This window comes from Delftia sp. PX-1, assembly GCF_055797465.1.
In genome coordinates this window covers 4476017-4490030 of the sequence record NZ_CP184763.1, presented here as the reverse complement: position 1 = coordinate 4490030, position 14014 = coordinate 4476017, and the positions used below count along the sequence as shown (strand labels likewise).

At 65.2% G+C, this 14014-nt stretch carries 10 protein-coding genes; 8 read left to right on the top strand and 2 right to left on the bottom strand.

The window, feature by feature from the left end; translation table 11 throughout:
* Positions 1–489 carry a MarR family winged helix-turn-helix transcriptional regulator gene (locus ACN20X_RS20585; RefSeq protein ID WP_012206289.1) on the bottom strand — a complete coding sequence of 163 codons (489 nt, stop codon included), beginning with the start codon at positions 487–489 and terminating at the stop codon, positions 1–3.
* Entirely contained in the window at positions 486–1391 is a 906-nt protein-coding gene (locus ACN20X_RS20580; RefSeq protein WP_016453223.1) for an alpha/beta hydrolase, read from the bottom strand. Before ACN20X_RS20580 ends, ACN20X_RS20585 begins: the two co-directional genes overlap by 4 nt.
* 197 nt (positions 1392–1588) lie before the next feature.
* Here ACN20X_RS20580 and ACN20X_RS20575 point away from each other — a divergent pair, with 197 nt between their 5' ends.
* From ACN20X_RS20575 to ACN20X_RS20540, 8 genes are all read left to right on the top strand, one after another.
* Positions 1589–2764, top strand: coding sequence for an ABC transporter substrate-binding protein (locus tag ACN20X_RS20575; RefSeq protein ID WP_013801786.1), 1176 nt, complete (start codon positions 1589–1591; stop codon positions 2762–2764).
* A gap of 110 nt (positions 2765–2874) precedes the next feature.
* Complete coding sequence (locus ACN20X_RS20570; protein WP_473209825.1) at positions 2875–3795, top strand: branched-chain amino acid ABC transporter permease; 921 nt, start codon at positions 2875–2877, stop codon at positions 3793–3795.
* Positions 3796–3797: 2 nt separating this feature from the next.
* Positions 3798–4748 carry a branched-chain amino acid ABC transporter permease gene (locus tag ACN20X_RS20565; RefSeq protein WP_126312090.1) on the top strand — a complete coding sequence of 317 codons (951 nt, stop codon included), beginning with the start codon at positions 3798–3800 and terminating at the stop codon, positions 4746–4748.
* Entirely contained in the window at positions 4745–5539 is a 795-nt protein-coding gene (locus ACN20X_RS20560; protein ID WP_212646753.1) for an ABC transporter ATP-binding protein, read from the top strand. Before ACN20X_RS20565 ends, ACN20X_RS20560 begins: the two co-directional genes overlap by 4 nt.
* Complete coding sequence (locus ACN20X_RS20555; RefSeq protein ID WP_151019496.1) at positions 5539–6252, top strand: ABC transporter ATP-binding protein; 714 nt, start codon at positions 5539–5541, stop codon at positions 6250–6252. Before ACN20X_RS20560 ends, ACN20X_RS20555 begins: the two co-directional genes overlap by 1 nt.
* A 235-nt stretch (positions 6253–6487) precedes the next feature.
* A complete protein-coding gene (locus tag ACN20X_RS20550) occupies positions 6488–8836 on the top strand; it encodes a type VI secretion system Vgr family protein (RefSeq protein WP_473209824.1) in 2349 nt (782 codons plus the stop codon).
* A gap of 87 nt (positions 8837–8923) precedes the next feature.
* The gene (locus ACN20X_RS20545; protein ID WP_473209823.1) at positions 8924–13510 is read left to right on the top strand and encodes an RHS repeat-associated core domain-containing protein; all 4587 of its coding nucleotides are present in this window, start codon (positions 8924–8926) and stop codon (positions 13508–13510) included.
* Between the two features lie 5 nt (positions 13511–13515).
* Positions 13516–13959: a hypothetical protein gene (locus ACN20X_RS20540; RefSeq protein WP_139223911.1), complete on the top strand. Its 444-nt coding sequence runs from the start codon at positions 13516–13518 to the stop codon at positions 13957–13959.
* Positions 13960–14014: the final 55 nt, after the last annotated feature.

Here is a 14014-nt window from a genome sequence, read left to right as displayed (position 1 = left end):
TCAGTCCGTGGGCGAGCGGTGGGCCACCACCTGCTGCTTGAGGTCGCCCAGCGCCTGGTACAGGTCGTTGCGGCTGGCCTGCGGCATGTCGCCGAACATGCCCATGACCCAGGACTCATGCGCCTTGGCCATGCGCGCAAAGGTCTTGCGGCCCAGTGGGGTGAGGTGCAGCACGGAGCTGCGCCGGTCGGACTCCACCTTGGTGCGCACCACCAGGCCCTCCTTCTCCAACTGGTCGGTGATGCCGGTGATGTTGCCGTTGGTCACCATCATGTGGCGCGACAGCTCGCCCATCTTCATACCCTCGGGCGCGCGCTGCAGCTGGGCCATGAGGTCGAAGCGGGGCAGGGTGGTGTCGAATTCGCTGCGCAGGCGGTTGCGGATCTCGCCTTCGATGAGGTTGCAGCAGGTGAGCATGCGCAGCCACAGGCGCAGCGCATGGTGGTCGTCGGGCGCGGCGCGCGACTCCAGGTCGGGAGCGTGGGTCATGGCTGGTTCTGCGGTGTGGGGGCGCTCAAGCCCATCTGCGCGAGGATGGCGCGCGTCAGCGGGCTGGCCGGGTCGTTCAGGGTGAGCACGATGTCGAAATGGTTGGTGCCGGGCATGGCCACGTACTGGCCTGACGATGGACCGGGGCCACAGCGCTGGTTCCAGGCGGCCAGGTAGTCGTCGCTCTGGCGCTTGAATTCATCGGTCTCGCTCTCGCCGTAGCTGACGATGAGCGGGCAGGCCGCGCCGTGCGGCAGGAGGGCGGGGCTGTTGCGAATGGCGTCCTGCTCGCTCAGGCGCATCCATTCGTTGATGTGGGTGTGCACCAGCGGGCGCAGGTCGAACAGGCCCGACAGCGGTGCGGCGCCGCGCACCACGTCCTCGGGCACGCCGTAGTCCGCATGCCAGCCGCCGGCCAGCAGCATGCCCGCCAGGTGGCCGCCGGCCGAGCTGCCGCAGACATGGATGCGGCCCGGGTCGCCGCCGTAGCGGGCGATGTGGGCATGCACCCAGGCCAGTGCGCGGCGTGTCTGGTCCACGATGCGGTCCAGCGTGACGGCGGGCGCCAGCGAATAGTTCAGGGCCACCACCACGGCGCCGGCGCGCGTGAAGGTGGGCGCCATGCTGCTGGAGTCGTCCTTGGACAGCAGCCGCCAGTACCCGCCATGGATGAAGAAGAGAACAGGGGCGCCTGCCGCCCCGGTTGCTGCCGGGAAAATGTCCAGCAGCTCGTCGGCATGCTCGCCATAGGCCACGTTCAGCGCGCAGGGCAGGCTCTGGCGCGCGGCCCGGCTGTCGTCGGCATAGGCCTTGATGATGGGGGTGATGTCGGGTACCGTCGCGCGGGCGTTGTACTGGACATCGAGTCCGGCGCGGTCGTAGTGACGGTAGAGTGCGGGCATTGGAACGGAGATGGCGCGAAATGGTTTGTATGGCAGGTATTGGTACAAGTCCCAGACTTGTTCTGCAAAATACTTTAAACCTAAACTAAGACCCGCGCCAACCGTTCCAGCCCTTACAGAGTTTCCCGTCCAGCGTGACGGAAGACTGCCTCACCACCGATTGCCATCCGCGCGGCCCGCGCAAGGAGCACAGCAGCATGCGTTTCCTCACCCCCTTCCTGGCCGCAGCGGCCCTGGCCCCTGCCTTTGTTCCCGCGCTCGCGCAGGCGGACACCATCAAGGTCGGTATCGCCAACGATATTTCCGGGCCGTTTGCCGCGCTGGGCGCCGAGGCGCGCGATGGCTTCAACCTCGCCATCAAGCAGTTGGGCAGCAAGCTGGGCGGCCAGCCGGCCGAGTTCCTGCAGACCGACATGGGCGGCAACCCCGACCAGGCGCGCCAGCTGGTCACGCGCTACATACAGCGCGACAAGGTGGATTTCTTCACCGGCCCCATCGGCTCCAACGTGGCCCTGGCCGTGGGCCCGGCGCTGTTCGGCGCCAAGGTGCCCTACCTGTCCAACAATCCCGGCCCCAGCCAGTTCGCGGGCGCGCAGTGCAATGCGTTCTGGTTCGGCACGTCCTACCAGAACGATGCCTTCCACGAGGCAGCCGGCAAGCTGGCGGCCGACCGTGGCTTCAAGAAGATGTTCATCATGGCGCCCGACTATCCGGCTGGCAAGGATGCGCTGGTCGGCTTCAAGCGCGGCTACAAGACCGCGCCCGGCGAAGAGGTCTACACCAAGCTGGGCCAGATCGACTACGCGGCCGAGCTGGCCCAGATCCGCGCGGCCAAGCCCGATGCGGTCTACATCTTCCTGCCGGGCGGCATGGGCATCAACTTCGTCAAGCAGTTCGTGTCCACGGGGCTGTCGCAAAGCGTCAAGCTGATCGGCCCGGGCTTCTCGGCCGACGAGGACGTGATCCAGGCCGTGGGCGAGCCCATGCTGGGCATGGTCAACACCGCGCAGTGGGCGCATGACCTGGACGTGCCGCAGAACAAGGCCTTCGTCGAGGCCTTCCGCAAGGAGTACAAGGGCCGCAACCCCTCGGTCTACGCGGCCCAGGCGTATGACGTGATCATGGCCATGGATGCGGCCGTCAAGCAGGCCGGCGGCAAGGCCTCGGACCGCCAGGCCATCGTCAAGGCGCTGGAGAAGGCCGACTACGCCTCGGTGCGCGGCCCCTTCACGTACGGCAAGAACCACTACCCCATCCAGGCCTACTACCAGCGCGTGATCGAGAAGGATGGCAGCGGCCGCATCACCAACAAGCTGGTGGGCAAGGTGTTCGATAAATATCAGGACGTCTACGTCAACGACTGCAAGATGTGACCCCGCCGCCGCGCCCCCGTCGGGCGCGGCGTGCCTTGATCTTGATTTTCAAAGCCGGATGATTTGTTGACCGCGCGCGGGCCGATGCGCCTGCGGCAGGGGGCGTGTGGATGACGTGGACGCTGCTCTTGGAGCAATTGCTCAATGGCCTGCAGTTCGGGCTGATGCTGTTTCTGATCGCGGCCGGGCTGACCCTGGTGTTCGGCATCATGGACATCATGAACCTGGCCCATGGCTCGCTGTACATGGCGGGCGCCTATGTGGCGGCCGAGACCATGCAGCGCACGGGCTCGTTCACCGTGGCCGTGCTGGTGGCGGCCGTGGCTACGGGCGTGGCGGGTGTGGTGCTGGAGCTGGTGCTGATACGGCGCCTTGCCGTGCGTGACCATCTGGCCCAGGTGCTGGGCAGCTATGCGGTCATCCTCATTGCCAATGACCTGGTCAAGATGGTCTGGGGCCCGGCGCCGGTGATGCTGAACATGCCGGCCGCGCTGTCGGGGCCCGTGCAGTTGCTGCCCGATCTCATGTACCCGGCCTACCGGCTGATGATCATCGTCTTCGGCCTGGCCGCCGCGCTGGGCCTGTACTGGTTCGTGACGCGCACGCGCGCCGGCGTGCTGGTGCGGGCAGGCGCCTCCAACCGCCAGATGGCCACGCTGATGGGCGTGCGCGTGCCGCTGCTGTTCCTGGGCGTGTTCACGCTGGGCGCCATGCTGGCGGCGGTGGCGGGCGCGCTGCTGGGGCCCATCACTTCGGTGCAGGTCGGCATGGGTGAGGAGATCCTCATCCTGGTGCTGGTGTGCATCGTCATCGGCGGCATAGGCTCCATACGCGGCGCCCTGGTGGGCGCCTTGCTGGTGGGCATGGTGGACACGGCGGGGCGGGCCTTCCTGCCCATGCTGCTGCGCCAGGTGTTCTCCCCGGCCGTGGCATCCAGCGTGGGGCCCACGCTGGCGGCGATTTCCATCTACGTGCTGATGGCGGTGGTGCTGGTGTACCGTCCTTCCGGCCTTTTCCCTGCGCGAGGCTGAGCATGGAACACAGCAGATTCCGCGGCACATTCGTCTGGACCGCGCTGGCCCTGCTGGCGCTGGCGGTTTTTCCGCTGGTGGCGCCTGCACTGGGGCTGGATTTCTACATCTCCTTCGTGCGCCGGGTGCTGATCTACGCGCTGGCCGCCACCAGCCTGAACCTCATCCTGGGCTATGGCGGCATGGTGGCGCTGGGGCATGCGGCCTTCTTCGGTGCGGGGGCCTATGCGGTGGGCATCCTGGCGATGAATGGCGTCACCTCGGCCCTGGTCGCCTGGCCGGCCGCCGCGCTGCTGGCGGGGCTGCTGGCCGCCGCCACGGGCGCCGTGTCGCTGCGCACGCGCGGCGTGTACTTCATCATGATCACGCTGGCCTTTGCGCAGATGCTGTTCTATATCTTCATCTCGCTGCGCCAGTACGGCGGCGAGGACGGGCTGAACCTGCCCGGCCATTCCGTGCTGCCCGGGCTGGACCTGGGCCACGACGTTTCTTTCTACTACGTGGTGCTGGCGCTGTTCGCGGTGCTGATGGCCTTGTTCGGCCGGCTGGTGGATTCGCGCTTCGGCAAGGCGCTGCAGGGCGTGCGCGAGAACGAGTCGCGCATGGAGTCGCTGGGCTACCCGGTCTACCGCCTGAAGCTCGTGGCCTTCGTTCTCAGCGGCGCGGTGGCGGGGCTGGCGGGCGCGCTGCTGGCCAACCACAACCTGTTCATCTCGCCCAGCCTCATGCACTGGACCCAGTCGGCCAACCTGCTGATCATGGTGCTGGTGGGGGGCGTGGGCCTGCGCTGGGGCGGCGTGGCCGGCGCCGTCGTCATGCTGACGCTGGAGGAAGTGCTTCGCATGTGGACCGAGTACTGGCACCTGCCGCTGGGCCTGCTGCTGCTGTGCGTGGTGTTCGGCGCGCCACGCGGCCTGACGGGCCTGTGGTCCGCACGCGGGAGGCAGGCATGAGCGGCGCGGCCACACCTATCTCCATCCCCACCCCGGCCCTGGAGGCCAAGGGCCTGGTGCGCCGCTTTGGCGCGCTGCTGGCCACCGACCATGTCTCGCTGTCGCTGGCGCCTGGCGAGATCCATGCGCTGATCGGCCCCAATGGCGCGGGCAAGTCCACGCTCATCCATCTGCTGTCGGGCACGCTGGCGGCCGACGCCGGCACCCTGGCACTGGCCGGGCGCGACGTGAGCGCGCTCAACGCCCACCAGCGCGTGGCGGCGGGGCTGTCGCGGTCGTTCCAGATCACCAACATCTTCAAGCAGTCCAGCGTGCTGGACAACCTGGTGCTGGCCGTGCAGGCGCATGCCGGCAGCAGTTTCCGCTTCTGGCGCCCGCGCGCGGCCGAGGCTGCGCTCTACGAGCAGGCCCGAGAGCTGGCGCGCGAATGCGCCATTGGCGCCAGCCTGCTGCAGCGCCCCGCAGGCACGCTGCCGCATGGCGAGCAGCGCAAGCTGGAGTTCGCGCTGGCCCTGGCCGCGCGGCCCGGCGTGCTGCTGCTGGACGAACCCATGGCCGGCATGGGGCCTGATGAAACACTGCGCCTGACCGAGCTGATCGAATCCCTGCGCGGCCGCGCCGCCATGCTGCTGGTGGAGCACGACATGCAGGCCGTGTTCCGCCTGGCCGACCGCATCTCCGTGCTGGTCTACGGCCGCATCATCGCCACCGGCACGCCCGACGAGATACGTGGCAACGCCGATGTGCGCCAGGCCTACCTGGGAGACGAAGAAGTGAAGGAGGGCGCGTGATGCTCGAAATGCAGGCCGTGCAAAGCGGCTACGGACCCAGCCAGGTGCTGTTCGGCGTGGACCTGCGCATCGAGGCAGGCCAGGTCGTCACCCTGCTGGGCCGCAACGGCATGGGCAAGACCACGCTGCTTCGCACGCTGCTGGGCCAACTGCCGCTGCGCGCTGGCCGCATGGTGTTTGCCGGGCAGGACATCGCCGGCTGGGCCACCGACCGCATCGCCCGCGCCGGCGTGGCCATCGTGCCCGAAGGCCGCCAGTGCTTTCCCAACCTCACGGTGCGCGAGCACCTGACGGCCTTTGTGGCCCATCGCAATTCGGGCAGCCCCGGCGCGGCAGAGCCCTGGTCGCCCGAGCGCGTGTTCGCCCTGTTCCCCCGCCTGGGCGAGCGTGCCTCCAACATGGGCAACCAACTGTCGGGCGGTGAACAGCAAATGCTGGCCATAGGCCGCGCCCTGGTCACCAACCCGCGCCTGCTCATCCTGGACGAAGCCACCGAGGGCCTGGCCCCCCGCATCCGCGAAGAGATCTGGTCCTGCCTGGCCCAGCTGCGCGCCGCTGGCCAGACCATCCTGGTCATCGACAAATACGTGGAGCGCCTGCTGGGCCTGGCCGACCGCCACCTCATTCTGGAGCGCGGCAAGGTCGTGTGGAGCGGAGACTCGGCCGCGCTGGATGGGGACAGAGCGCTGTGGGAACGGTATTTGGGAGTGTGAGCACGCGCAATGCATTCGCAGTTCAAGGCGAAATTCAAGACGCGATGGAGGGTTGAATGGCATTGAAGATCAATGGGTGGCATGCCATTCAAATACATGCCTGTATCCAAGATGGGAAATTGCTTACATTTACAGGATGTATCTGACCCTGCATTTGATTGCCCTATAGCCATCGGCTTGTCTATGATCCCCGCTCATCAAGAGACGGGAGGCCGCCCCCAGGGCGGTTCATACAATGACACGCCGAGTCACCATCCATACGCCATTGGGCGATGAACTGCATTTCCGTGAATTGCGCGGCCAGGAAAACATCAGCCAGCTTTTCAGCCTCGATGTGGAAATGCTCAGCGAAAACGAAAGCATCGATCCCAAGGCCCTATTGGGCAAAAACGCCACCATAGAAATAGAAACCCAGGGCGGCGGCAGGCGCTTCATCGACGGCATCGTCACCCGCTTCGGCATGCAGGGCCAGGACCATCGCCACTACGCCTACAAGGCGCGCCTGAGCCCCTGGCTGTGGCTGGCCACGCGCAAGAGCGACTTTCGCATCTTCCAGAACCTCAACGTGCCCGACATCATCGAGCAGGTATTGGGCGTCTATGGCCATCCAATGCAAAGGAAACTCACGCGCGCCTATCGCAGTTGGGATTACTGCGTGCAATACAACGAAAGCGATTGCGACTTCGTCTCGCGATTGATGGAACACGAAGGCATCTACTATTTCTTCGAGCACGCATCGGGCCAGCACACCCTGGTGCTGTGCGACGACATCATTGCCTCGCATGGCGCATTGCCCGGTGGTGAATCCATTCCCTTCTATCCCCCGGAAAAAGCCGCCGCAGGCGATCAGGAAAACATCCACGCCTGGCAGCTGGAGCAGGAAATCAAGCCGGGCCGCCATTACATCGACGACTACGACTTCAAAAAGCCCCGGGCCGAACTGTCCCACATGCGCCGCGATCCACCGGGCCATGCGCACGACGGCCATGAAACCTACGAATGGCCGGGCGGCTACACGGAGTACGGTGATGGAGATGCCTACAACCGCGTGCGACTGAAGCAAGGCCTCACGGGCCACAGCCGGGTGCGGGGCCAGTCCTGCCACCGGGCGCTGGCCACGGGCTACACCTTCAGCCTCTACAACTACCCGCGCGGCGACCAGAACCGGCAGTACCTGATCACGGGCCTGAGCTACCACCTCAAGGAGAATCCCCGCGTCAGTGCCGTGGCCCCGGGCGCCAAGGGCAGCGCCGCCGAAGACGGCTCCTTCCAGCGCTACGAACTGCAGGCCCAGCCCACCAGCCTGGCCTTCACGCCGCCGCGCACCACGCCCAAGCCGCGCACCACGGGCCCGCAGACTGCCGTCGTCGTGGGTCCGGCCGGAGAGGAAATCTGGACCGACGAATACGGCCGCATCAAGGTGCAGTTCCACTGGGACCGGCTGGGCAGCAAGGACCAGAACTCCAGCTGCTGGATCCGCGTGGCCACCAACTGGGCAGGACCAGGCTTTGGCGCCATCTCCATCCCGCGCATAGGGCACGAGGTGGTGGTGGACTTCCTCAACGGCGACCCGGACTATCCCATCGTCACGGGCTGCGTCTACAACGCGGCCAACATGCCGCCCTGGGCGCTGCCGGCCAACGCCACGCAATCGGGCATCAAGACCCGATCGAGCAAGGGCGGTGCCGCAGGCGCGGGCATGAAGAACGGCCCGGGCGACGCCAACGCCATCCGCTTCGAGGACAAGGCCGGGCAAGAACAGCTGTGGCTGCATGCGCAAAAGGACCAGCTCACCGAGGTCGAGAACGACGAGGACAAATGGGTGGGCAACGACCGGCGCAAGACCATCGACCGGGACGAGACCAGCGTCATCCACCGCGACCGCACCGAGACCGTGGACCGTGACGAGACCATCACCGTGCACAACAACCGCACGGAGCGGGTGGACCATAACGAGAAGATCAGCATCGGCGACAACCGCAATGAAGACGTTGGCATCGACGAGAACATCTCCATCGGCAAGAACCGCAGCAAGACCATCGGCAAGACCGAGACCGACAAGATAGGCCAGAACTGGCACGTCACGGTCGGCCTGCTCAAGACCCAGACCATAGGCATGGCCTACATGCAGAACGTGGGTGGGATGAAGATGATGAACATCGGCGTCAACTACATGGAAAACATCGGCGTGGCCATGCAGACCCATGTGGGCATGAACCAGAGCCTCACCGTGGGGCAGGAGCGCCAGGTCAAGGTCGGCAGCAAGCAAAGCACCGAAGTGGGCTCGAAGTATTCGCTGACCGTGGGAGGCGGAGGTGGCGGCGGCGCGGGAGGTGGCGCCGGTGGCGGCATGGCCATGAACATCACGGCGCCCGGTGGGGGCGATGGCGGCGGCGGTGGGGGCGCAGGCGGAGGTGGCAAGGCCTCGCAGCTCACCATGGATGGACAAAGCATCCAGCTCAATGCCGCCAAGATCCGGCTCGAAGCCCAGCAGGAAATCCTGCTGACCTGCGGCAAAAGCACCATCCGCATCACGCCCGGCGACATCCAGATCCTCTCGCCCATGGACCGGCTCAACTGCTGAGGCCCGCATGTCCTGCAGCCCCTGCATTCCCCGCATCTTCCGCATCCGCCGTCCCGTTCTCTCTCACCTCTCCAGGAGCAGCCTCGCATGAGTGGCCAACCCGCAGCCCGCATCACCGACAGCGTCGTCAAGGGCAAGATCGTCACCGGCTCGCGCACCGTGCTCATCGGCAGCCAGGGGGGCCTGGCCTGCTCCGTCTGCCCGGGCGGCATCACCGTCAGCTCCCCCGTCAACCCCCAGCTGGGCGCCAAGGTCCTGCTGGGCGCACAAGACCTGGACTTCGCCTTGCCATCGGCTGCGCTGCCCGTGGCCTGGCAGCGCCAGTACAGCAGCTACGTCAACCCCGAGCACGGCGCGGCCTGCGGCCTGCTGGGCCATGGCTGGCACCTGCTGCAGGAGCTCAACATCCGCCTGCAGGAAGAGGCCACCTTGCTGCTGGACGCCAGCGGCCGCGTCATCACCTTCGACCAGCCTCTGGCCCCGGGCGGCCAGCTGCACAGTGCCAGCGAAGACATCTGGCTGCTGCGCGGCGGCAGCCCGGAGCCGGACGGCGGCACAGCGCCCTGGGCTGCGAACCCGCGCTGGTCGCATGTGGAGGCGGCGCTGGCGTGCAATCCCGAGGCCATCCTGGCCTTCAGCGGCGATGGCGACACCCTCTGGGGCTTTGGCCCCCCGCCCGGTGAGTCGGTCGATGGCCCCTGGCGCCTCATGGCCCAGATCGACCGCTTCGGACGCCGCCAGCTCTACCACTACAGCGACGGCAAGACCACGGCCCCAGACGTCAACGGCAGTCCGGAACCGCTGCCCGCAGGCCGCCTGGTCTCGCTGAGCGACGGTACAGGCCGGCGCTACCGGCTGCTGCACCAGCGCATCCATGGCGGCAGCGACGCGCAGGGACTGAACGGACTGTGGGGAACCGACGACGGCTGGCGAGTCACAGGCGTGGATCTGGTGCAGGACCCGATGCATCCCCTGTCCACCCCCATCGCCCTCGTGCGCTACGGCTACAGCAGCGCAGGCGACCTCATCACCGTCCACGACCGCGCAGGCCAGCTCGTGCGCGAATTCGAATGGGACCACCACCGCATCAGCGCCCACCGCCATGCCAGCGGACCCTGGCACCGCTACCGCTACGAGAGCGCCCAGCCCGGCGCCCGCGTCATCGAACACAGCAACCAGGAAGGGCTGTCCTACCGCTTCGACTACCTCAGCCAACCGCCGGGCCCGGACGGCCAGCCGCGCGCGGCCACCCGCGTCAGCGACAGCCTGGATCGCATCGAGACCTACTACTTCGAAGGCGCAGCGGGCCTGTCGCGCCTCATCGCCCACCACAAGGCCGACGGCAGCCGCTGGCTGCAGGCCTACGACAGCTTCGGCCGCCTGGCCTCGCGCACCGACCCGCTGGGCCGCAGCGTCCACCTCAGGCGCGACGGCCAGGGCCGGCTCATCGGCGTGCAACTGCCCGATGGGCGCAGCACCCAGCAGGAACACGACGAAGCCACGGGCCGCCTGCTCGCCTCCACCGACCCGGCAGGCGCCACCACCGGCTACCAATACGACGCCTGGGGACGCCTCACCCAGATCACCCAGGCCGACGGCAGCACCGAGCGCTACCACTACCCCGACCCCCAGGAAGCGCCGCTCACCTGCGACAGCCCCCGGCGCATCGAAGACGCCCAGGGCGGCAGCAAACAGCTGGCCTGGAGCGACGCGGGCCAACTGCTCAGCTACACCGACTGCTCGGGCCACAGCACGCACTACCACTACGACCGCTGGGGTGCGCTCATCGAAGTGGGCAACGCCCTGGGCCAGCGCCAACGCCACCAGCGCGACGGCCAGGGCCGCATCGTGGCCAGCGAACTGCCCAACGGCCAGATCGAGCGCTACCACTACGACAGCGCAGGCCATCTCACGCGCATCGAACCGGCCCAGCCCCCGCTCACCCCTCTCATGGGGGCACAAAGCCCTGCTGCACCGGCCGCCGACCCCAGCATCCACCTGCGCTACGACCTCTGGGGCAGGCTGGTCCAGCGAACACATGGCGGCCTCACCCTGGCCTTCGAATACGACAGCGCCGGCCGCCTCACGCGTCTCGTCAACGAAAACGGTGCGCAAAGCCGCTTTGCCTGGGACGCGCTGGACCGGCTCGTGCAGGAAGAAGGGTTTGACCAGCGGCTGCAGCGCTACCGCTGGGATGCGGCAGGCCAGCTCATGGAAGCCACGGACGGCAACGCTGCACGGCAAAGCAGCAGCCACTACCGCTGGGACGAAGGCGGCAGATTGGTCGAACGTCAGCTGCCCGCCACGGCCCATGCGCCGGCCCAGACCCACCGCTACGAATGGGATGCGGCCGGACGCCTCATGGCCGCCAGCGTCTGGCAGCACACCGTCGAGAACACCGCAGAGAACACCATCCAACTGCAAAGCCGCATAGCACTGGAACGCGATGCCCTGGGCCGCATCACGGCAGAAGTGCAGCAGCTGTACCGGCCCGGCAAGCACAGCAACGGGGGCGGCGGCGCAGACCAGATCGAATACGAACACCGCATCGCCCACAGCCTGGACGCGCTGGGCGCACGCCAGCACAGCCAGCTGCAAGGCCTGGGAAAGATCGCCTGGCTCACCTACGGCTCAGGCCATGTGCACGGACTGCAGCTCAACGGCGCCGGCCTCATCGACTTCGAACGCGACGCCCTGCACCGCGAAGTCCGCCGCAGCCTGCACCCACCCACCCCCGCAGCAGAAGCAGATGCAGACGCAGACGCACACCACCCCCTGCAGGTGCAACGCCAATGGGACAGCATGGGCCGCCTCACGGCCCTGGGCACCACAGGCCTGCAAAGCATGGAAGGCAGGGAACACCTCGTCCAGCCCCTCATCGGCCAGATCCTTGGCCGCCGCTACCACTACGACAGCCTGGGCCAGCTCGTTGCCATCGAACAGGCCGGCGCCCCGGGCCAGGCCGCACAACTGCTGCGCTACGGCTACGACAGCGCCGGGCGCCTCAGAGCGGCCACCGACAGCCAGGACCCCCAGACCACCGCCCGCTGGCAGATCGACCCTGCCGGCAACCGCCTGCCCGCACCGGGCGCACCGGGTCAAGCCAGCCCTCAGGACAGCTGGGCCGCCCAGGTCCACGCCCACTGGCGGCACACCGACTTCAACCTCATGGGCCTGGGCCACCTTGCAGGCCAGCGGCAAGGCCCCGTGCAGCGCTGGGAAGACAACCGCATCGGCTTCAGCGAAGACCGCGTCTGGCGCTACGACCCCTGCGGCAACCGCATCGCGCAAATGCATGCAGACCACAGCCAGCAGCAACTGCACTACGACGGAGCACACCAGCTCATCGCCGTGCGCAGCAGCCAGATCCAGGGCAACGCCGAGCAGTTGCGCCACCACAGCCGCTACACCTACGACGCCCTGGGCAGGCGCCTGAAGCAGCAGGTCGAAAGCGCGGACTCCACAGAATCCACCCGCACCCACTACTACGGCTGGGACGGCGACCGCCTCATCCACACCGAGCGCCTGCAGGGCGGCGATGACACGCGCCACATAGAACACACCATCTACGAACCCGGCAGCTTCACGCCCCTGGTGCGCCTGAGCACCACGGCCAGCGGCGACCCCCAAGACGAGCCCCACCTGCTGGTGCAAGCCATCGCCGCAGGCCTGCCTGACCCGGACGACCCCAACCACGCGCCGGCCCTGGCCCTGATGCAAACCATGCTCGACGCCATGCCGCGCGACATGCAGCAAGACGCGGCCCACCACCTGCGCCACACACTGGAGCACGGCCTGCCGCCCAGCGCCCAGGCCATGCTGGGCGAACAGGCCGAAAGCACCACCCGCCTGCTCAGCGGCATGCAGGCCAAACTGCAGGACCAGGAAAAAGAACAGCACGCCCGCATCGCCATCCACCACTACCACTGCGACCATCTGGGCACGCCCATGGCCCTGACCGACCAACGGGGGCTAGTCACCTGGGCGGCCAAGCTGGACCCTTGGGGCAATGTGCTGCAGGAGTACAACCCGCAAGGCATCCACCAAGCGATCCGGCTGCCAGGGCAGCACCATGACAGGGAAACGGGGCTGTATTACAACCGGCATCGGTATTACGATCCGGTGGTGGGGAGTTATGTGAATCAGGATCCGATTGGGTTGGCCGGAGGGGTTAACAAAAGTATATATGCGATAAATCCCATGATTTCCATGGATCCTTTGGGCTTGGCCCCCGTAAAAACGTGTGCAGAGAGAATTTTGAAAGCAGCGGAGAAATTAAATAATCAAGAAAGATACTCATACGCCTCGAATTATGGCTTTGGGTCAAAGAGAAATAAATGTAATCTCTTTGTTCATGAAGTGCTAGAAAATGCAGATGTCGAATCTCCCTCGCGCTACAGATTTGGAATTATCCCAAGAGGACCAGCAACTGCTGGAGATTGGGCAAATCCACAAAAAGCGATTCCCGGATTCGAAATTGTTACGTCTCCAAAGCCTGGTGATATTGTTGCGGTGGCATATCCATATGGGGACGCTACTGGGCATGTGGCAGTCGTGACAGGGAGTAGTACAACCATTGGCGCAGGCTCAGAAGACGGATCACATTCAACAGGTTGGCCATGGAATGGGGCATCGCCTAAAGGCAATCCAATATATAGAAGATGCAAAGATTGAGAAAGATGATGAAGACAGTAATTTACATAATAGCCGCAACGCTTGGTTTTCAAATAATATCTTTGCTAACTTTCTTGATGGCACCAATGAAAATTGATTTATCGGATATAGAGGGATTTAATTTATCTTATATTTTTAATAAACTGGGAAATCCAGACTATGATTTGAGTGTCAAAGATATACTGGGATGGCAAAGCCATCGTTATCTAATTCGTCAAAATGTCGAACTTAGGATAAAAGAATCGAACATTAAACCAACTGCTTTCCCTGCATCAATAAGTATTTCAAATACATTGGGGGAAGAAACTCATTATTTCAAGTTATCAAAACACTCAAGATCTGACGGAAATAACAATTTTATTAGAACGACCACCATAACCGTATGGCCATACGGTGATTTTCTAATAAGTAAAGAGATTGTTGAAAATAAAGATCACCAGTCACAGTGAGTCTCGATATGCGTGGATTGTTCAGCCCCATGGGTTATAACAAGATGGGGCCAAA